This window comes from Bradyrhizobium sp. USDA 241, assembly GCF_049739505.1.
GTDB lineage: Bacteria > Pseudomonadota > Alphaproteobacteria > Rhizobiales > Xanthobacteraceae > Bradyrhizobium > Bradyrhizobium liaoningense.
Window position 1 is genome coordinate 593,886 of record NZ_JBMGPZ010000004.1, and the last position, 17,535, is coordinate 611,420.

At 60.9% G+C, this 17,535-nt stretch carries 18 protein-coding genes and 3 pseudogenes; 6 read left to right on the forward strand and 15 right to left on the reverse strand.

What is annotated here, in order from left to right; translation table 11 throughout:
- Nucleotides 1–31: 31 nt before the first annotated feature.
- The 13 genes and pseudogenes from ABIF91_RS12575 to ABIF91_RS12635 form a co-directional block, all read right to left on the reverse strand.
- Entirely contained in the window at nt 32–979 is a 948-nt protein-coding gene (locus tag ABIF91_RS12575; RefSeq protein WP_028180093.1) for an urease accessory protein UreD, read from the reverse strand.
- Nucleotides 976–1,620, reverse strand: a complete 645-nt coding sequence (gene ureG / locus ABIF91_RS12580; protein ID WP_028180094.1) for an urease accessory protein UreG — start codon at nt 1,618–1,620, stop codon at nt 976–978. The genes ABIF91_RS12575 and ureG overlap by 4 nt, the downstream gene beginning before the upstream one ends.
- A 15-nt stretch (nt 1,621–1,635) precedes the next feature.
- On the reverse strand, nt 1,636–2,355 hold the full coding sequence (locus tag ABIF91_RS12585; RefSeq protein WP_028180095.1) for an urease accessory protein UreF: 720 nt from the start codon (nt 2,353–2,355) through the stop codon (nt 1,636–1,638).
- Nucleotides 2,339–3,025: an urease accessory protein UreE gene (gene ureE / locus ABIF91_RS12590; protein ID WP_080659949.1), complete on the reverse strand. Its 687-nt coding sequence runs from the start codon at nt 3,023–3,025 to the stop codon at nt 2,339–2,341. The genes ABIF91_RS12585 and ureE overlap by 17 nt, the downstream gene beginning before the upstream one ends.
- A 10-nt stretch (nt 3,026–3,035) precedes the next feature.
- Nucleotides 3,036–4,757 (reverse strand): annotated as a pseudogene (locus tag ABIF91_RS12595) (urease subunit alpha).
- 27 nt (nt 4,758–4,784) lie between these two features.
- Nucleotides 4,785–5,235 (reverse strand): annotated as a pseudogene (locus ABIF91_RS12600) (urease subunit beta).
- 20 nt (nt 5,236–5,255) lie between these two features.
- Nucleotides 5,256–5,560: pseudogene (locus ABIF91_RS12605) on the reverse strand (urease subunit gamma).
- 769 nt (nt 5,561–6,329) lie between these two features.
- Nucleotides 6,330–6,887, reverse strand: coding sequence for an HdeD family acid-resistance protein (locus ABIF91_RS12610; protein WP_028180099.1), 558 nt, complete (start codon nt 6,885–6,887; stop codon nt 6,330–6,332).
- Between the two features lie 145 nt (nt 6,888–7,032).
- Nucleotides 7,033–7,518 (reverse strand): DUF992 domain-containing protein, encoded by a 486-nt coding sequence (locus ABIF91_RS12615; RefSeq protein ID WP_028180100.1) that lies wholly within the window; start codon nt 7,516–7,518, stop codon nt 7,033–7,035.
- Complete coding sequence (locus ABIF91_RS12620; RefSeq protein ID WP_028180101.1) at nt 7,519–8,118, reverse strand: hypothetical protein; 600 nt, start codon at nt 8,116–8,118, stop codon at nt 7,519–7,521. It lies immediately after the preceding gene.
- A complete protein-coding gene (locus ABIF91_RS12625) occupies nt 8,115–9,245 on the reverse strand; it encodes an AI-2E family transporter (RefSeq protein ID WP_035693983.1) in 1,131 nt (376 codons plus the stop codon). The genes ABIF91_RS12620 and ABIF91_RS12625 overlap by 4 nt, the downstream gene beginning before the upstream one ends.
- A 57-nt stretch (nt 9,246–9,302) precedes the next feature.
- Nucleotides 9,303–9,539, reverse strand: coding sequence for a hypothetical protein (locus tag ABIF91_RS12630; RefSeq protein WP_028180103.1), 237 nt, complete (start codon nt 9,537–9,539; stop codon nt 9,303–9,305).
- 166 nt (nt 9,540–9,705) lie between these two features.
- Nucleotides 9,706–9,897: a DUF6894 family protein gene (locus tag ABIF91_RS12635; RefSeq protein ID WP_028180104.1), complete on the reverse strand. Its 192-nt coding sequence runs from the start codon at nt 9,895–9,897 to the stop codon at nt 9,706–9,708.
- A gap of 256 nt (nt 9,898–10,153) precedes the next feature.
- On the opposite strand from ABIF91_RS12635, the gene ABIF91_RS12640 reads away from it, so the two are divergent.
- Complete coding sequence (locus ABIF91_RS12640) at nt 10,154–10,864, forward strand: Bax inhibitor-1/YccA family protein (protein ID WP_028180105.1); 711 nt, start codon at nt 10,154–10,156, stop codon at nt 10,862–10,864.
- 19 nt (nt 10,865–10,883) lie between these two features.
- On the opposite strand, the gene ABIF91_RS12645 is transcribed toward ABIF91_RS12640, so the two are convergent.
- Nucleotides 10,884–11,387, reverse strand: coding sequence for a DUF1269 domain-containing protein (locus ABIF91_RS12645; RefSeq protein ID WP_284278148.1), 504 nt, complete (start codon nt 11,385–11,387; stop codon nt 10,884–10,886).
- Nucleotides 11,388–12,088: 701 nt separating this feature from the next.
- Here ABIF91_RS12645 and ABIF91_RS12650 point away from each other — a divergent pair.
- From ABIF91_RS12650 to ABIF91_RS12670, 5 genes are all read left to right on the forward strand, one after another.
- Nucleotides 12,089–13,282: an ATP-binding protein gene (locus tag ABIF91_RS12650; protein WP_081494798.1), complete on the forward strand. Its 1,194-nt coding sequence runs from the start codon at nt 12,089–12,091 to the stop codon at nt 13,280–13,282.
- A gap of 82 nt (nt 13,283–13,364) precedes the next feature.
- On the forward strand, nt 13,365–13,997 hold the full coding sequence (locus ABIF91_RS12655) for a response regulator (protein WP_028180108.1): 633 nt from the start codon (nt 13,365–13,367) through the stop codon (nt 13,995–13,997).
- Between the two features lie 164 nt (nt 13,998–14,161).
- Nucleotides 14,162–14,797 carry a response regulator gene (locus ABIF91_RS12660; protein WP_028180109.1) on the forward strand — a complete coding sequence of 212 codons (636 nt, stop codon included), beginning with the start codon at nt 14,162–14,164 and terminating at the stop codon, nt 14,795–14,797.
- A gap of 351 nt (nt 14,798–15,148) precedes the next feature.
- Nucleotides 15,149–15,451, forward strand: coding sequence for a hypothetical protein (locus ABIF91_RS12665; RefSeq protein ID WP_035669810.1), 303 nt, complete (start codon nt 15,149–15,151; stop codon nt 15,449–15,451).
- A gap of 957 nt (nt 15,452–16,408) precedes the next feature.
- Nucleotides 16,409–16,642, forward strand: coding sequence for a hypothetical protein (locus ABIF91_RS12670; RefSeq protein ID WP_028180111.1), 234 nt, complete (start codon nt 16,409–16,411; stop codon nt 16,640–16,642).
- A gap of 587 nt (nt 16,643–17,229) precedes the next feature.
- Here ABIF91_RS12670 and ABIF91_RS12675 read toward each other — a convergent pair.
- The gene (locus tag ABIF91_RS12675; protein ID WP_028180112.1) at nt 17,230–17,469 is read right to left on the reverse strand and encodes a hypothetical protein; all 240 of its coding nucleotides are present in this window, start codon (nt 17,467–17,469) and stop codon (nt 17,230–17,232) included.
- Nucleotides 17,470–17,535 lie beyond the last annotated feature (66 nt).

Here is a 17,535-nt window from a genome sequence, read left to right on the forward strand (position 1 = left end):
ACTGCTATGGGCGATCAACGCTCGGTGCCCGCTAGCGCCAAAGATACGGCGGAGGTAGTGCGGCCCCGATGATCTCCTCGCGGACCACTGCCCAAAACTCGCGAACCTTGGCCTTCACTTGTGCGGTCTCGCGGCCCAGCACCTTGAACACCAGCCCGGCGTCATTGGGCAGGCGGCACGCGCCGAACGCCAAGTTGTTCACGAGGTCCACGTCGGCGCCGGCCCGCTCGTGGATCCGCTCGGCCTTGTCCTTGGGGACGCACAGAATCACGTTGGCGAACACGTCGAAGGCATCCATCACGCCGGTCTGCCGCATCGCATACCGCTGCGGCTCGATGACCAGCTTCTCCGCGAACAGGACACGACCATCGGGGCGCGCGCCGGACGTCGCGATCGACAAGATCGTGGCGCCGAAGCACTCGTCTGGATGATGGTGCTTGCGGCCGGGCTGAATGATCTCGGACATAAGCAGCGTAGCCGAAGGCGCCACTAAGATCTGCGTATCGCTGAGATAACGTGAATGCCGATGCGGGATCACGGGATCTGGAAGAAACTCCAGGTAGGCATCATCGGCTAGCGTGATGGTCTGGCTTTGCGCCGCATAGTTGGCGTCCATCGCGTGGATCTTGGTCGCGGATTGCGAGGTGATGTGCGCCTGTGCCCGCGGAGCGAGGGTGATGTCGAGTGCGAGCCTGTCTCCCTGCAGCACGCAACCCGTCGTCGTGATCAGGAAAAGGCAGGCCAGACCTGGCATTTCCTCGTCGCAATAGAGCGCGCGTTGCACCATGTAGGGCGCGCGCCGCTCCAGCTTCGCCAGAACAGTTCGACCAGAGCGGTGTTCCAGGCCCAGGCGCAGGAAGCCCGTCTTGCCGACCGCCCCGCTCCTCATCTGCGGCGGCTCGTCCTGGAACGGGGCAAACTCCGGGCTCGATGCAGCGATGGCTTCGGCGCGGGCCCAGGGAAAGGTCGCGGGTATCATGCCGGACGCCGTAGCTGCCGTTGGACATCGAACAAGAATTCCCGCTCGATCAGCGCGACCAATTCGGGAATGCCTTCGCCCGTCTTGCAGTTCGTGAACAGGAACGGCTTGAGGCCGCGCATCAACTGCGAATCTCGCTTCATGACCTCGAGGCTGGCCCCTACGTGGGGCGCAAGATCGGTCTTGTTGATGACCAGGACGTCGGAGTACGTGATGCCGGGACCGTTCTTTCGTGGTATCTTGTCGCCTGCGGCGACGTCGATCACGTAGATGAAGTAGTCCACCAGCGCCGGAGAGAATGTCAGCGTCAGATTGTCGCCTCCACTTTCGATCAGCACCACATCGCTGTCCGGAAAGCGCCGCTCCATGTCCTCGACGGCCGCGAGGTTCATACTCGGGTCTTCACGGACCGCAGTATGCGGGCACGCCCCCGTCTCGACGCCGAGGATGCGCTCCTGGATCAAAATACCCTTGAGCGTGCGCTGGACGTGCTTGGCGTCCTCGGTCGTGACCACGTCATTCGTGATGATGAGCACTTTGATGCCGAGATCGAGCAGACGGGGCGTGATGGCTTCCACGATCGCGGTCTTCCCTGACCCGACCGGGCCGCCGATGCCGATGCGCGTGATGTTCTTCGACATTCCGAGCTCCATTCGTCAGTTCATGAATAGCCGGACGTGCGCTCTGGTGTGGACGGCGGCCAGGATTTCCGTCAGCGGAGCAAAACTGGCCATGTCTGGAAGCCGTGCTGCCGCGGCGGCGGGGTATGCCTCTTCTGCCTTCCGAGTGAGCTCGTAGAGAATCTTCTGCGTATCGATGTGGCTGACCCTCATCAGCCTTAGGGCCGCTCCGAGGATTGTCGTCGCAACTCCGTACTGATGAACGACGAACGCCTGGCTGGCGGGCAGAAACTGTACGGCAAAGCCGATCGCCAGCGCTACTGGGTAGCAGCCCGGAGTCACGGACGCTTCAATGAGCTCACGCCATGTGCGAAGTAGCGGAGCGCCGACCACCTCCACACCCATCTCCGTGAACTTCTTGCCCATGCGAACCGACATCGACCGCGCCTCTCCGGAAAGCTTGCGGGCGTAGACCTGCGCGTCGATCCGGGAGAGCGTGTCAACGTCATTTGCCGTTGCCGCGCGATGCGCGGCGATCAGCGCGATGCAGTCGCTGCGTGCCGCCTGCTCGAGCGCAGTGTGTGTGAACGCGCGGAGCGTAGCAGCATTGGTGACGATGCCTTCCTGGATCGCGGATTCCACTCCGGAAGAAAATGAGAATGCGCCGATGGGGAACATTGAATCGCCGAACTGCAACATCCGCGAGAGAAATGCGGCGCTGTCTGCTGCTTTGGCGCCCTCATTCGCGATGGTCATGCGCGGCCCGGCCGTTTGCAGGCGATGCTTGCGTCGGATCTCCCGAGTCCACATCGCGGCGCGTCGGCGGATGTGCGTGAACGTGGCCGCCGTCGGGCTCGATGCCAGCGTCGCTCTCGTGCGTGTGGGAATGCACAGGTCCTTCCGCTCCACCGAAAAGCCGCCGCGATTCATGTGGAGCAAGATAGGGGATGACATCCCGGCCGGGTACGAACTCGTAGCGGAGTCCCTCGAAGCGGTGCGTGTTCATGACGGACGCCATCACCTTGCGGTCGACTGTGAGCGGGACATAGACGACCGTGTCCTTGACAAGCGCGGGCCAATGCTGGTTGCCCATTGCGTGGCCCAGTTCCACGCATGTCCGCATCGCCAGCTTCGGCGCAAGCCTCATCAGTTCGTCCAGATGCACGATCATCACGTCACGCAACTCGATTCGCGCAATGATCGCGGAGCGCGCATGGGCATCCCAAAGCAAGACGTCTCCATCGCGGATGTGGGTCCCGCGGTCGATCGAGATTGCGACTTGCACACCCTTGACCGTCGTCTTGCGGAAGCGGCTCTTCTGCGCTTCCCATTGGTCGATCTCGAGCAAGTCGGTATCGGCGGATGACAAGCGCTCCGCCCATTCATGGTCGTCGATGCTGCCCACGATTGTATCGATCAGGATCATGCCAGGCGCCTCAACTGAAGAAGTATTTCTGGTTCAACGACACCGTCTCTAGGGGTGGCACGGTCGCGTGCTTGCCGTCGACTGTCACGGCAAAGGTTTCCGGACTGACTTCGATCTTCGGCGTGCCAGTGTTTCGGACCATATTGCTCTTGCCGATATTGCGTACATTGCGCACCGGCATCACCTGCCTGCGGAGTCCCAGCCGTTCCTTGATCCCGGCGGCGTGCGCTGCGCCGGAGACGAACGTGATGCAGTTCTCCGCCAGCGCGCTACCCTGGGTTCCGAACATGGCCCGATAATAGGTGGGCTGGGGCGTCGGGAGCGACGCGTTCGGATCACCCATGACCGCCCAGCTGATGAAGCCGTTCTTGATCACGATCTTGGGCTTTGCGCCGAAGAACGCAGGCTCCCACAGGACGAGGTCCGCGATCTTGCCGACCTCCACTGAGCCGAGCACTTCGCTGAGGCCGTGTGCAATGGCGGGATTGATCGTGATCTTCGCTACGTAGCGCAGCACCCGGAAATTGTCGTTGCCGGGCGCGTCCTCCGGAAGCTTGCCGCGGCCGGTCTTCATTGCATCGGCGGTCTGGATGCAACGCAGCCAACATTCCCCGATGCGGCCCATGGCTTAGGAATCGCTCGAGAACATCGAGATAATCCCGAGATCCTGAAGAACGTTTTCCGCCGCGATGGTCTCAGCCCTGATGCGGCTCTCCGTGAACGCCACATCGGACGGAATGTCCGGACTGAGGTGGTGACAGACCATGATCATGTCGTAGAGCTCCGCCTGCGAGTTGATGCCGTAGGGAAGCGTGGGGTTCGTCGAAGACGGCAGGACGTTGGGAAGGCCAGCGATCTTGATGATGTCCGGCGCATGGCCGCCGCCGGATCCCTCGGTGTGGAACGAGTGGACCGTCCGTCCCTCGAACGCCTCGATCGAGTCGTCGATGAAGCCGGATTCGTTCAGGGTATCGGTATGAATGCAGACCTGCGTGTCCGTCTCGTCGGCTACGGTCAGAGCGGACCGCAGCACCGCCGGAGTGGTGCCCCAGTCTTCGTGACACTTCACGCCGACTGCGCCCGCCTCGATCTGTTCGATGAGGGCCGCCTTGCCGTGTCCGTGACCCTTGCCGAGGATGCCGACGTTGAGAGGCCAATCCTCGAACGCGCGCAACATCATGTTGATGTTGCCGGGACCGGATGTCACCGTCGTCGCATTGGAGCCGTCGGAAGGGCCAGTGCCACCGCCGATCAACGTCGTCGTGCCGTTTGAGAGTGCAGCCTGCGCCTGCTGCGGAGAAATGAAGTGAATGTGCGTGTCGATCCCGGCGGCCGTCAGAATGAGATGCGAACCCGAGATGGCGTCGGTGGCCAGACCTATCTCGAGCCCGGGCGTGACACGGTCCATGATCTGCGGATTGCCGGACTTGCCGATGGCACAGATGCGGCCATCCTTGATGCCCACATCCGCCTTCACGACGCCGAGCACCGCGTCGATCACGGTGACGTTGGTAATCACGAGGTCGGGAGCGCCACCCGCCCGCGTCACCTGATTGTCCATACCCATGCCTTCGCGCATGCTCTTGCCGCCGCCGAAAACGATCTCGTCGCCATATCCACCGCGCAAATCGCGCTCGATCTCGACGAATAGCCCTGTATCACCCAAGCGGATGCGATCGCCGGTCGTCGGACCGAACAGGCCGACATATTCTTGTCGCGATATGGTCGCCATGGTCGCCCCCGCTCGAGAATAGGAGTGTCAGGCCTTCGTCTTGACGGAGCGGAAGCCGCGCCCCGTCGCCTGTGCCACCGCCTTGGATTTGACCGTGGCGGCGTCCGGGCCGGCGGTAGGACCGTCGACGAGATTGTTGAAACCATAGACGGCACGCTTGCCGCCATATGGAACGAGCTCAACCTCGCGCTCGTCGCCGGGCTCGAATCTGGTCGCCGTCGAGGAAGGAATATTGAGGTGCAGCCCGAAGGCGGCTGCGCGATCGAATTCCAGCGCGCGATTGACTTCGAAGAAGTGAAAGTGCGATCCAACCTGTATCGGCCGGTCCCCCGCGTTGCGCACCTTCAGTGTCGTCACGGGGCGATCGGGCGTCGAACGAGATCGCAGACGGGCCGTAGATGTAGCCACCTATCGGTACATCGACCGTCGCCGGGTCGACATCGGCGGCAATCTTGGGACCGGCCTTGGGTCCAGCCATGTTGAGCTCCTGCTAGGCTGTCATTGGATCGGCGTATGTACGGTCACCAAACGGCTTCCGTCGGTAAACACCGCCTCGATCTGAACCATTGGAATGAGATCGGCGACGCCATCCATCACATCGGCCTTGCTCAGGACGGTGCGTGCTTCATTGGTCACATCTTCGATTGTCTTCCCTGCACGAGCACCATCGAGAGCGGTCGCCGAGATGACGGCTACGGCCTCTGGGTAGTTCAGCTTCAGGCCTTTGGCTTGTCGCTTCAGCGCAACGTCAGCCACCATGTAGACAAGCAGCTTGTCGAATTCTCTCGCGGCGTTAGTTGCATACAGTCCTCCTGAGCTGCTGGCGAAGGGCAGGCTGACATGGCTAGTCATGCAGACGCTCGCCGAAACAGGCAATGGGACTTCTACCTAGTCACGGATTGGGAAATACCTAGCGAGCGGAATGTCGTAGCGCTTGGCCTGGTAGCGCTTGATTTTCTCAGTATGGAGCGCGGGCCTTTATTTTGCGCTGGGCCATTCCACCGTCATGGTGGTCGCGACCATGCTATTCGCAGTCAGTGCCGTGAGTTTCGGCGGCGACGGCCTCCTCGGGTTGTTCGCGGTTGCCTGGCTCGTGTCCACGGCTTCGTGACGTACGCCCCCGCGCACGACCGCTGGACGACATCCTTCACACGCGCAGATTGTCGCCTTCGTTCTGTCAATGACGGCTGAATGGGGCACCGGGACGAAGCTGGCTCTTTGAATTTGCGCGGTTGGCAAGGGGCATTTCAGGCCTTACCGCCATCCGCACACCCGACGACCGCGATGCCACCAGCAGACCCAGCGGCGACGGCGTCGCCTATGTGGGTGTCCCCAGCCCGGGCGAGGAGGTGGAGGCGGGGGCGGTCCCCACCACTGCGCCCGCCGCACGAAGTCCGTCGGCTCCCGGGCTTTCGCGAGATCAGAGTCGATCGGCATCGCCTCCGCGACGCCAACGAGGTGGACACCGACGGCGCCGATCGCCGCGGCGACAACGGCATTCTGTGCAAGGCCAAGGAAAGCGCGTCGGGTTGGAGCGTTCATCGCTTTCTCCTTCATTGTCATGCGTCATTGTCATGCTGTCCTGCGCCCCGATTGCAGCGCGTAGCGCAGCCATGCCAGGCCATGCACGATCAAGTCGACACCGAGCAGGAAGCCGAGCGCCCAATCGCTGATCGTGGGGAAACGGAACAGGATCAGCACGCCCGCGAGGACCGCGAAGGCGCCAGAAATCAGCATGATCCAGCCGTTCTGCCCCCAATAGGCAAAGCTCAGAATGCATCGGATGATGCCCGATGCGAACAGCACCGCGCCGAGGACATAGGTCAGGATCAGCGCGCCGGAGGCGGGTTGGGCGAGCAGCACGAGACCGAAGGCGAGATAAAGCGCGCCGAGCACGATCTGCCAGAGGAAACCGCCCCACCCTTTCGTCCAGAACGCGTGTGCGATCTCGAACGCGCCGGCCGCGATGGCGGTCAGCCCGATGAACTTGACGCTGACGATAGTCGCAAACACAACATCGCCGAGGGCAGCGGCGCCGGCGGCGATCAAGATAATGCCAAGCAGAGCGCAAACCCAGACTGGCGGAGGCCCTAGAGCTTCGATTCCTGACCGGCTGTCAAAGACTGTCATCCCATCCTCCAGATCTGATCGGCACGTTTCGGATGCTAGTTTTTGATCAGCAAGATGGACATCCGACGAAACCCTGAACCGCGGATCGGGAATGTGCGTATGTGTGAATGGGGACCACAGCTTCCGGGAACGGCACGGTGACGGCTTATCGCCGGCCTCGCGGGCCCAACGTCAAGTGGGTCACCCCCGCCGCCAAGTTGATCCCGATCGACCGCTCTATCGACAGCGGCTGCAGGACGACGGTACGGCGAGAGCCGCCAATCAGAACGTTGGCGCCGAGGCCCGGGCCGACGGCGAGGCTGCCGCTCGCGCCCAAATAGCTGCCGCGCAATGTTCCGGGACCGATCCGCGAGTTCTTGGCAAACACGGCCCAGGACAACGTGCCCGCACTGGTCACGCCGAAATCAAGGCCGACGCGCCTGATCCGTCCCTCGTAGATGTACTGCCGGGGTGGACGCCGCGCGTAGAACACACAGCGCAACGACTGCGCCGATCCAAGCACCAGCCCAACTCGAGGCGTAGACAAGCACAACAGCCTGCCGACCCTGAACGTCTCGGCCCGCGCGGGCGAGGTGATAGCGCAAAGCCAGGTCGACACACCGATGACTGCAAGATATCGCAACTTCTGCATTCAATCCTCCGCCTGCTTGTTCATTCCGGCGGGGACCTGTGAGGGCCGCCGGTCCTGGCGCAGCCAGAACGAGATGGCGAGGCCGATCAGCAGTACGGCGCCGAGAAGGAAGAAAAAAACGGACTGTTTGAGCCAGGATATCGCTGGAACGGCGGCGGCCATCGCGAGACCTAGAAAGGAAATCTGCGGAGACAGCAGGTTCACGCCCGCAAGGAACGTGCCGAGTGCAAGCAACGTCAGCAGGACAAGGCTGGTCGCCGGGGTGGGAAGCAACTGCTGTACGCCGGAGATCAGCATGATGTTCATCGTGACCAGAACCGCGATCCAGTGCAGGGCCTGCGTCCAGATCAAGCGGAACTGGTTCTCCTTGCCTTCGATCTCCGACCACTTGGTAAGGACGCAGACCACGCCGAAGGCAAGTGCCAGGAATTCCCAATAGCCGGTCAGGGGTTGGTGCGAGATGTTGGTATAGGCGACGCCGGCGATGGCGAGCAGCAGCGCTACGGCATAGGGAAGCTGCTGCCACAGGAAACGGGACCTCCGGGAACGCGCCAAGGGACGTTCTGGAGTATGACTTTGCTGCGCATCAATCCCGCTCATGGCTGCTCACTCGCGGCTGTCAGGGCCGGCTTGAGATCATCGCCGATGTAATCTTCGACATAGAGCCTGATGATTGCGACGCGGCCGACGGCGACCAACGGCATGGCAACGGCGACCCCCATAACGCCGAACAGCGCGCCGAGGAGGACGATCGCAACCAATGTCCAGGCCGGAGGGGTCTCGACCGCCTGTCGTTGGATCAGCGGGCCGATCACGTGACCTTCGATCGACTGGATGATCGTGTAGACGACGACGGCCCAGATCAGCAGCGAGGTCCCCAGCGGCATCGCGACGAGCGCGATCGGGATCGCGGCGACGATCGGCCCGAGATAGGGAATGAAATTTGACAAACCTGCCTGAATCCCAAGCACGAAAGGAGCGGGCAGTCCTATGAGATAGAGCGCGATCCATACGCAGAGTGTCATCAGGATGACGCGGATCAATTGACCGACGAACCACAGCCGCATGACGCTGCCCATCTCGTCCATCACGGCGCGAGCGCGGGCGCGATACGAGTGTTTGACCAACACGACCACGCTCTCTCGATGACTGGTGGGATCGTAGGCAAAGAGAATCCCGAGGAACAGAATCACGAGCACGGCGGTCAAAAGGCTCGATGCCCCACCCAGCAGAAATTGAGCGTGGCTGAGGAAGCGCACCTGATCCGCGAACAGCCATTGCGCAAAGTCGCGGCCCCATTCCGGACCGAGCAGGTCCACGCCATATGACAGTAAGTGTGTCTGGAGCACGTCGATTTGGGCATCCATGACCTTCAACAGCAGGCGTGTCTGTTCCGGCAACTTGCCTGCGCCCCAGGCCAGTCCAAGACCGGACAGCAGGAACAGCAGCAAGATAACGAGCGTCAAGCGCCAGACGCGTTTGATGGGAATGACTGGGGCCAGAGCCCGCGTCAAAGCATCAAGAAAGGCTGCGAACAACACGCCCGCAAAGACAATCAGCAGACTGGAGACGGTTTGCCATACCAGGAAGAGAGCGACGCCCGTGGCAAGCAAGGTGAGGCCGACCGCCAGCATGCTCGGCCGTCCGGTTTTTCCGGCCTGGTCAGCAGGATTCTCGTGCAGAACGACCTCGCGGAATCTGTCTGTTCCCATCCTGGAATCGCTCATCGCTCGGTCCATTGCCATGGAGTGACGTTCAGATGTGACGACCAGGTCGGCGATCCCTCAGGTGCGAACGCGACGGCTGCCATAGTGCGGGTGCCTGCCGCCGCGATGGCGCCAGTAGCGGTGCTTGAAAGGACTGGTATTGGTGTTGGGTGCCGCCTCCTTTGGCGCAACCGCACCAGGCTCTTTTTGCGGCGTCGCGGTACTGTCCTTCGGCTGCGCGACCGAAAGGGACGGCATGATAACCGCCACCCATCCGCTCAGGACCAAGGCGCGCCCAATGATGTGAATGTTCATACTCGCCTCCTTGTGGCCGGGGGACCATGGCTCAGATCGCCTGGCTCCGTCGGCCTGCGCGCAGAGTCCGGCACCACCCCGCGACCTTAGGAGTGCGCGTCATGTGCGCACATCAGGGATTCTCTGTAGGCGGCGAGGGCAGGAAATCGGCAGGCGCGCCGGACGCTCAGGAAGCGGAGGTCGGATCCGGCTGCCGGGCAACGAGCACGACACTGCCGCGGAAGAACTCGCCGGCCCTGGCGAGCTCGGCGGCGAGATGCCGGGCGTGGCGGATGGCGGCATCCTGATCGGCGCAGTCTTGTCCAATCCCATCGGGACAGACACCGTACTTGTCGGCAATGTGAAAGAAGAAGCGCATGCCCCGGATTAGGGCAGACGGGCTGCTGCTTCCAAGTGACAAAGGCGTAAGGAATCTACGCCAAAGGGCTCAGCCGACTGGGCAGGTTCCTGTCTTGCGGGACTGTAACGCGAGCAGCGGGCGACGCTTGGGGGCGCCGCGAGCGCATCCGGAGCAGGTGGTTTTCACCGCGGCAATTCGGGTCATCGTCCGATGCCGCTCCGCAGGCCGAAAGGATAGCGTGGCCTCGCTGGGGCAAGTTCCAGAGGAGGCAGCGATGTCCAATTTTGACCAGAACCTGGCGGCCGCGGAGACGGCGGGCAGCGCGATTACGGTGGATGCCGGATTGCGTGACTACATGCTGCGCATCTACACCTACATGGGCGCCGGCGTCGGCTTTACCGCCGTCGTCGCCTGGCTCACCTATCAGATTACCGATCCGTCCTGGCTGGAGAGCCCATTGATGTGGGTCGTCATCCTGGCGCCGCTTGCGCTGGTGTTCTTCATCGGCTCGCGCATCAATACGCTGTCGGCACCGACGGCGCGGCTTCTGTTCTTCGTCTATGCAGGCTTGATCGGCATATCGCTCTCGATGCTGCTGCACATCTACACCAGCTCGTCGATCGCTCGCGTGTTTTTCATCGCAGCCGCCAGTTTCGGCGCGCTCAGCCTTTTTGGATATACGACCAGACGCGATCTCTCCGGGCTCGGCACCTTCCTGTTCATGGGCCTGATCGGAATCATCATCGCGAGCCTGGTCAATCTGTTCCTGTGGTCGAGTGCGCTCGACTGGCTGATCTCGATCGTCGGCGTCGGCGTGTTTGCCGGGCTCACGGCCTACGATACGCAGCGGATCAAGGCGATGTACGACAGCGCAGATGACCAAACCTCCGCAGGTCGCAAGTCAGTCTTGGCCGCGCTGTCGCTCTATCTCAATTTCATAAACCTGTTCATGATGCTGTTGCGGCTGGCGGGCGGCCGACGCTGAGGCGAGGAAAGCCGGCGGCTCATGCCGCCGGCCGCTCGACGGCGCTGGCCAAGGCGTCGCGCAAAGCCTTTTCCTTGGTGTCGTCGAGAGATGTTTTGAGCACGACGCCGCCTGCGTCCTTGATCTCCTTGATCACCTTGTCCGCGGTCATGTGCTTGATCAGGACGAACAGGGCCGCGTTTCCGGTCTGGAGATTTGCGGCCAATTCCTTCATGAATTTGTCATCGATGCCGAAGTCCGACAGAGCGCCACCGAGAGCACCCGAGGCTGCGCCCACAGCGACGCCCAGGATCGGATTGAGAAAGAGAACGCCGATTAGAAGCCCCCAGAAGCTTCCTGTCATCGCGCCCACGGCGGTCGTGTTGACGAGTTGATTGAGCTTGATGCCGCCCGAGTCCGTCTTCACGGCGATCACGGCGTCGCTGATCGTAATCAGATATTCCTTCTGCAGCCTGAGCAGTCGTTGACGCACCTCTTCGGCCTTCGCCTCGGACGGATAAACGATCGCAACCAGATCGGACATGGAGGCCTCCTGTAAGTTCTAGAACATGCGGAGCGGAACATCAGGGCCGACGTTACGGTGCAAAGGTCAGCTTCGGAATCGGAGGAAACCCTAGGCGTGGTGGCTGAATGTCCCCATGTCGTGGGCTCGCACATGCAATTGAGCACTCCCTGTTCTTGAGCACGACGCCTGCGTGTGCCCAGGCGTCGCCGAGCCGCTGACGCTCGGCGTCATGAAGCCTCCGGCCGGCAGCAAAGCCGGCTTTCTCATTTGATCGCCCACCATCGTCGCGTGGATGCTTCGGATCTCCTATGGTCCGCTCCGCCGACCCAGACAAGCCGTCATGCGGACGAAATCGGCCGGCAAAATTCGCGCAAAGAAAATCCCGCTGCGACACTAGATCGAAGCGCGCATTTTCAACGGCTGCAACGACCCGAAAATGATGTTCTCGAGTGCATCTATGCATCTATTATGTGTGAGCGAAGCCTTTCCGAAAACATCTTCGCGACGATCACGCCATATTTGTTTATCCGAATTTTGAGATCGTCGCGCCCGTGGCAAGAGTCTCCCTGGCTGCTCCCGCGGACCGCCCGCCTGTGCAAGGTCCTATTGAGGGTTTTAATCTAAGGTAGTGCTACCCTCTGGTGTGGTGCTACCTTCAGGTGTATGATCTGGTCTTGGGGATAAGCTCTCGGGCGGGGCCACAGAGAGGAGCGCGTACAATGCTGCATGGCTCCCGCAATCCTAAATTGAAGAAAGCCGCCGTCTGCGAATGGCAGCAAATCAGTCCGGCAGCGGCGAACGACCAGCTCTATTGGCGGTCTTCGACGGATCTTCTTTTCCTTGTACGCCCTTCTTACGGAGGGCGCTTCATATACGAGGGAGCCAATCCCGCGTTCGAGGCTTGTCTTGGGCTGTCTTCTGAGGACATTTACGACAAGGATATCTCTGATTTTATGAGCAAGGACGACGCTATATCGGTATCCGAAGCCTTTCGGGCGTGCGTCGCACAAGGCAAAGAGGTCAGAGTTCGCCAGCATCTTGCGTTGGGCGGCCCGCGGCGGATGGTGGAGACCACTGTTGTACCGATCGTCGATCCCATGGTCGGTCGCGTTATCCGGCTCATGGGACATCATCGTGACGCGTGTGACGGTCGTTGTGAAATTGTTACTGAAGCTGCCGATCAGGCGCATGCCAACATCAGCTTGATATCGATCCAGGATGGCATTCAGGAGCGGATAGCGTCCGATCTCCACGATTCGACTTGCCAATATTTGATTGCTGCGAGTCTGGGCCTCATGCGGTTGCGGACCAGCCTAACGGACAAGTCCCGGTCGCAGCAACTTTGCGACGAAATCGATACGTCAATTGATAAAGCTCTCAAGGAAATCCGTGGCTTTGCCTATCTGCTGCATCCACAAAATCTGACGGTCCATGGTCTGAAGGCGGCAATCGAGCAGTGCGCAGAGGGAATTGCGGCGCGTACATCGCTGCAGATTCATACGAGGATCGTATCCGACGTAGATCAATTGTCCCATCAAGCGAAGCACGCACTGCTGCGTGTCGTTCAGGAGGCTCTCACGAACGTAGTTCGCCATGCCAGAGCGACGGAGGCGAGAATTGTCATCAACACGGCGGGCCTCCATTTCCGGCTGACGATCAGCGACAATGGACGCGGGTTTGCGACCGATCCTGCGAGGAAGGGAGCGAGCTCCATGCCGATTGGGGTGGGAATTCCCGTCATGAGGGCGAGGCTGCAACAGGTCGGAGGCACCCTGGATATCAGGTCTACGTCGGCAATGGGGCAGTCCGGCACAAAGTTGTGCGCAATCGTTCCGCATGGTCCCGTTGGGAATACACATAGCCGGCGAAAGCCCATACCGCGCTTGCAGGTACGCAATAGGGAAGAACATTGATCACCGGCGCCGACTGGGAAATCGCTTGGAACCTTCAACTTGGGACCGCGCCGTCAAGAAAAAGACCTTGGAGTACTTTGTCATGAAGCGGCTTCTTATCGCGGACGACCATGATGCGGTGCGGTCTGGCTTGCGCGCAGTGCTGGAGCAACGGCCAGGTTGGGAGGTGGTGGCTGAGGCCAGTGATGGCGGCAAGGCGATCGCCGCGGCCATTGAAAGCCGGCCGCACGTCGCGATTCTCGACTTTTCGATGCCGCGAATGACTGGCGTGGAGGTCGCGAGGCGGATCAGAAACTATCCATTACAGACCGAAGTCCTGATCTTCACGGTGCATAACTCCAGCCTGCTCGCTCATGAGGCCTTTGAGGCCGGTGCCCGTGCGTTCCTCTCGAAGTCGGACGCCAACAAGCTGCTGTTGGCGGCCGTTGAGTCGCTTCTGCTGCACAGGCCATTTTCCAGCGGGGTTTGCCCGAACGAATTCGATAGCAGACGACTGGGCGGGGATGACGGCAAGAATCGTCCACTCACCCCGCGGGAGCAGCTTGTCGTCAAGCTGGTTGCGGAGGGGTACAGCAACAAGAACATTAGCGTCATCTTGAACCTCAGCCTCAAGACAACCGAAGCTCATCGGGCGGCTGCAATGCATAAACTGAATGTGAATTCCACGGCGGGGTTGGTCCGGTACGCGGTTCGTGCAGGACTGGTCGACGCATGACGGTGTTTTTGGCGGACTTCGGTCGCGTCAGTATCTTGGCCGGGAGACCTCAGGGTTATCCGGGATAATCCTATTGGGCGGGATCGGTATAATCGCTCGCAAATGCTGCCGGTCGTCTCCGTCGCCTGCCCGACAGGCCGGAGTCGGCAAACGGGAACGACGCCGTGAAACGCATCTTGGTTGCGGATGACCATGAGGTCGTACGTTCCGGGCTTCGCGCGATCGTGGAGACGCGCTCCAACTGGATCGTGTGTGGAGAGGCGATCAACGGCGAGCAGGCCGTCGCATTGGCCCTTGAGACGAGGCCGGACATCGCGATCATCGACTACTCGATGCCCCTCATGAACGGCTTGGCTGTCAGCCGTCGGCTCAGGTCGCTTCATCTGCGCACGGAAGTGCTGGTTCTGACGATGCACGAGACGGAGGAACTCCTGACAGAAGCGATCTCGGCAGGCGTTCGCGGGTTCTTGTTCAAGTCTGATGCCCGGAAACACCTGATTTCGGCGATTGAAGCGCTGCTTGACGGCAAACCCTATTTCACCAGCGTCCTGCTCGAAAAGCTGCTCCATGAGTACCAGGTCAATGCGCGGAACGAATCAGGCAGGCTGCTGACATCGCGCGAGCAGAACGTGGTTCAGTTGATTGCGGAGGGACATACCAACAGGTCCATAAGTGCGATCTTGAAGCTGAGCGTGAAGACTGTGGAAACGCATCGCGCCTCGGCAATGCGCAAGCTCGGCATGTCGTCGACCGCTGAACTGGTACGCTATGCGATCCGCAAGAAGTTGGTTTCGCCATGATCGAATGCCTGATCTTGGGGCAGAGCTGATGACCCGCCGCTTGCGGGGAACGGTCCTGGTTGGGCCGGCTTGGGATGGTTGGACTGTGCCAGGTGACGTGGCGACGCGCTGAGGCCGCCAATTCCAGGGCGGGAGTCGTGGATGCGCTTGGCTGGAGTTCGATCAGGCACCACGCTTCGCCCTTCGGGCTACGCGTGGCGCGGCCATGCGAAGCCCGAAGGGTGAAGCGTATCCCGTCCGGCGAAGCCACTTGGCGAAGACGGACAGCAATATTCGACCTTCCCTCCCTAGCCATCTCCCCATGCCCCCTATATAAACCGTCAGCTTCTTCCGTCACTTGAAGGAGCTCACATGAACGACCTGCACGCGTGGCTTTCGCAGCAACACCACGGCTTGCGGACCTTCCAGACCTTTCAGCAAAAGCTCGAGACGCTCGGCCGGGACGATCCCGCCCAGCGCGGCCTGTGCCGCCTGTTAAGCGGCCTCGTGGGCAACTATGTCGAGGCCTTTGACGAGGCTCCGCTGCCGGTCGAGGTCGCCGATCGCGCTTACCGGCGCCTGCTGACGCTGGTTGGCAGCCTCGATCTGCGCGGAAACGCCGACCGCCGCCTCGCCGACATCAACCGCGTGGCGACCTGCGACTTGTGGCGCTGACTGGCAGGATGAGCGGGCACACGTCAATTTTCAAACAGCAAGACAGGCCTCTTCGGCCTCGCGACGCATAACGCCCGAGTCTTGTGCTTCTCTCGACGCCCCTTCGTTGGAAGGGCGCAGGGAAGACCGGGCGCCGGCTGGCACCCGCGGTCCGCTGTGCGCAAATTGCGCGAAGACAAATGCACAGCGGCATACAGGGCAGCCTGGACATCCCGGCCTTCCCTGCGCAGTGGTTTGACGGCTTATGGCGCGCTCTCCCCGGGGAGCGATGCACTATTGCCCCCGTCGCCTTGCGAATAGCCGATGCGCGCGCCCGGTCGGGCAGCACGCACCACCGCAAGCCTTGACGCACAGACCCCGGGCGTCAGGACCACACGCTTTTGCCGTACGCGATCGCACCGGTCGTGTGCGCGCCGCTCAACCGCTCACGGGCCAAACCCGCCCTGCGATTGCATGCGCGCCGATGCGCTCCACGCCCACCGCCACCCGGCCCACGTATCGTGACGATCGCGAAACGCCCCTATCCTTGGGCCGGGGTGAGCGACACATACGATATTTCCGAATTTCGGTCAATCGGAATTTTTGAAGCCACGAAGCGGCGAGCGTTCGGACAGACCTCGTTCCGGCCGAGAATCATCTTCTGCAGCCCGATAGCTTCATTCTTGCCCCCGCGTGTCTCCGCACCGTCATTGCGAGCGCAGCCAGGCAATCCAGGAATGCATCCGCGGAGATAGTCCGGATTGCTTCGTCGCCAGAGCTCCTCGCAATGACAAGGAGGAGAGATTACGCGTCTGACCGCCGTGTCGGCGCGGAGACCCCCAGGAGCGAAGTGGGCACCTGCTGCTCGAGCGTCGAACTATCGATAGGGATTAGATACCGTACCGCCGCGAGGCATCCGACTTCTCACGGCCGCTCCCTATATCCTCTCGCAAACGATGGATGCAGCGGACAGCTTTGATGGCCAGGCGACGCACGACGGACAGGGACGCTGACGACCTTCCCCGCTATTTCGTCTGGGTTCGAGGGCTAGAAGGGCCCGAGCCGCAAAAATGGACCGCGATGGATTTCGGCATCGGCGATTGGAAGCGGCCGCTGGTGCTGGCTTATCTGGAGCTGCCGGAAGACGAGCGGCATCTATCCCTGTCGGTGTTGGCCCGGCGCTATCCGCCGCCGCGGGTTGATCTTTCGTGAGCGGGGCTAAGGTGTGTGCTCACAAACGTCGGCTGCGCAAGGCAAAGCGGAAGTCACGTCGCTTGAGCGTGATCGGCGGCTTTTGGACCCACTGCGGACGTCGAGATGGCTTAATTCAAAATTGGGCATCTGGTGGGCCGGCTGATTGACGTGCCAGCGTGCCGCCACGTCCGAACCAAAGGGTAAACCGGATCTCGCAGATGCCGTCCAAAGTCGGCCCGAATGACCCGAGACCACATCCGCCCCCCGTCAGAATCTCTTGTCAGGTGTTGTTTCGGTCGGAAGGTTATTGAAAATGCGAAAGTTGATCTTCCGTAACGACTCGCTCGATCTTCTCGGACTTGCCCCTGATGCGGTATCGAACTCGTCCATCGGACTCGATGGGCATATGTTGAATGATGGTATAGATCATCGGCGGTTCAGCGGTGGCACGTCCTTGTGGACCTTGGGGTTGGTGGCGAACGTCTTCATTCAACTTATAAGCATACGACATGTGTGACCTCAATGTTTGCTGCTGCTCTAGCTTGGAGTGACGTAACGCGTACTGTCGCCTTCGGCTCTGGCTCGTAAAATCGAATCGAGATGCTCTAGTCCTCGAGAATGGACTTTGTACCCTCGAATATCTGCTCCGCTGTGCCTTTGATCGTGCCCTTGGCCCAGGCCTGAAACACGGTCACGTAGGCGTTCTTGTAAGCCTCTTCGTCTGCAGAGAAGTAGACCTCATCTGTGGCGGTATCCAAGACAAGCGCTCCTTTATCGATGCAAATTTCTTCGATCAGAACCAGTCGCTCTTCTTGCTCGGCGAGATGCCGCTTGACAATGCTCATTGAATCTCCTGCTTTGCGCGGATCCACGTTCTTCGGATGCACAGCCGCCCAATGCATACGCGAATG

Excerpts from the sequence above, each read along its gene's own strand:
- ABIF91_RS12615 (WP_028180100.1), bottom strand. The coding sequence starts at position 7,518 with ATGCAGAAGTTGCGATATCTTGCAGTCATCGGTGTGTCGACCTGGCTT.
- ABIF91_RS12655 (WP_028180108.1), top strand. The coding sequence starts at position 13,365 with ATGAAGCGGCTTCTTATCGCGGACGACCATGATGCGGTGCGGTCTGGC.
- ureG (WP_028180094.1), bottom strand. The coding sequence starts at position 1,620 with ATGTCGAAGAACATCACGCGCATCGGCATCGGCGGCCCGGTCGGGTCA.
- ABIF91_RS12610 (WP_028180099.1), bottom strand. The coding sequence starts at position 6,887 with ATGACAGTCTTTGACAGCCGGTCAGGAATCGAAGCTCTAGGGCCTCCG.
- ABIF91_RS12665 (WP_035669810.1), top strand. The coding sequence starts at position 15,149 with ATGAACGACCTGCACGCGTGGCTTTCGCAGCAACACCACGGCTTGCGG.
- ABIF91_RS12670 (WP_028180111.1), top strand. The coding sequence starts at position 16,409 with ATGGCCAGGCGACGCACGACGGACAGGGACGCTGACGACCTTCCCCGC.
- ABIF91_RS12575 (WP_028180093.1), bottom strand. The coding sequence starts at position 979 with ATGATACCCGCGACCTTTCCCTGGGCCCGCGCCGAAGCCATCGCTGCA.
- ABIF91_RS12585 (WP_028180095.1), bottom strand. The coding sequence starts at position 2,355 with ATGACCATCGCGAATGAGGGCGCCAAAGCAGCAGACAGCGCCGCATTT.
- ABIF91_RS12620 (WP_028180101.1), bottom strand. The coding sequence starts at position 8,118 with ATGAGCGGGATTGATGCGCAGCAAAGTCATACTCCAGAACGTCCCTTG.
- ABIF91_RS12675 (WP_028180112.1), bottom strand. The coding sequence starts at position 17,469 with ATGAGCATTGTCAAGCGGCATCTCGCCGAGCAAGAAGAGCGACTGGTT.
- ureE (WP_080659949.1), bottom strand. The coding sequence starts at position 3,025 with ATGATCCTGATCGATACAATCGTGGGCAGCATCGACGACCATGAATGG.
- ABIF91_RS12635 (WP_028180104.1), bottom strand. The coding sequence starts at position 9,897 with ATGCGCTTCTTCTTTCACATTGCCGACAAGTACGGTGTCTGTCCCGAT.
- ABIF91_RS12630 (WP_028180103.1), bottom strand. The coding sequence starts at position 9,539 with ATGAACATTCACATCATTGGGCGCGCCTTGGTCCTGAGCGGATGGGTG.
- ABIF91_RS12650 (WP_081494798.1), top strand. The coding sequence starts at position 12,089 with ATGCTGCATGGCTCCCGCAATCCTAAATTGAAGAAAGCCGCCGTCTGC.
- ABIF91_RS12645 (WP_284278148.1), bottom strand. The coding sequence starts at position 11,387 with ATGTCCGATCTGGTTGCGATCGTTTATCCGTCCGAGGCGAAGGCCGAA.
- ABIF91_RS12640 (WP_028180105.1), top strand. The coding sequence starts at position 10,154 with ATGTCCAATTTTGACCAGAACCTGGCGGCCGCGGAGACGGCGGGCAGC.
- ABIF91_RS12625 (WP_035693983.1), bottom strand. The coding sequence starts at position 9,245 with ATGAGCGATTCCAGGATGGGAACAGACAGATTCCGCGAGGTCGTTCTG.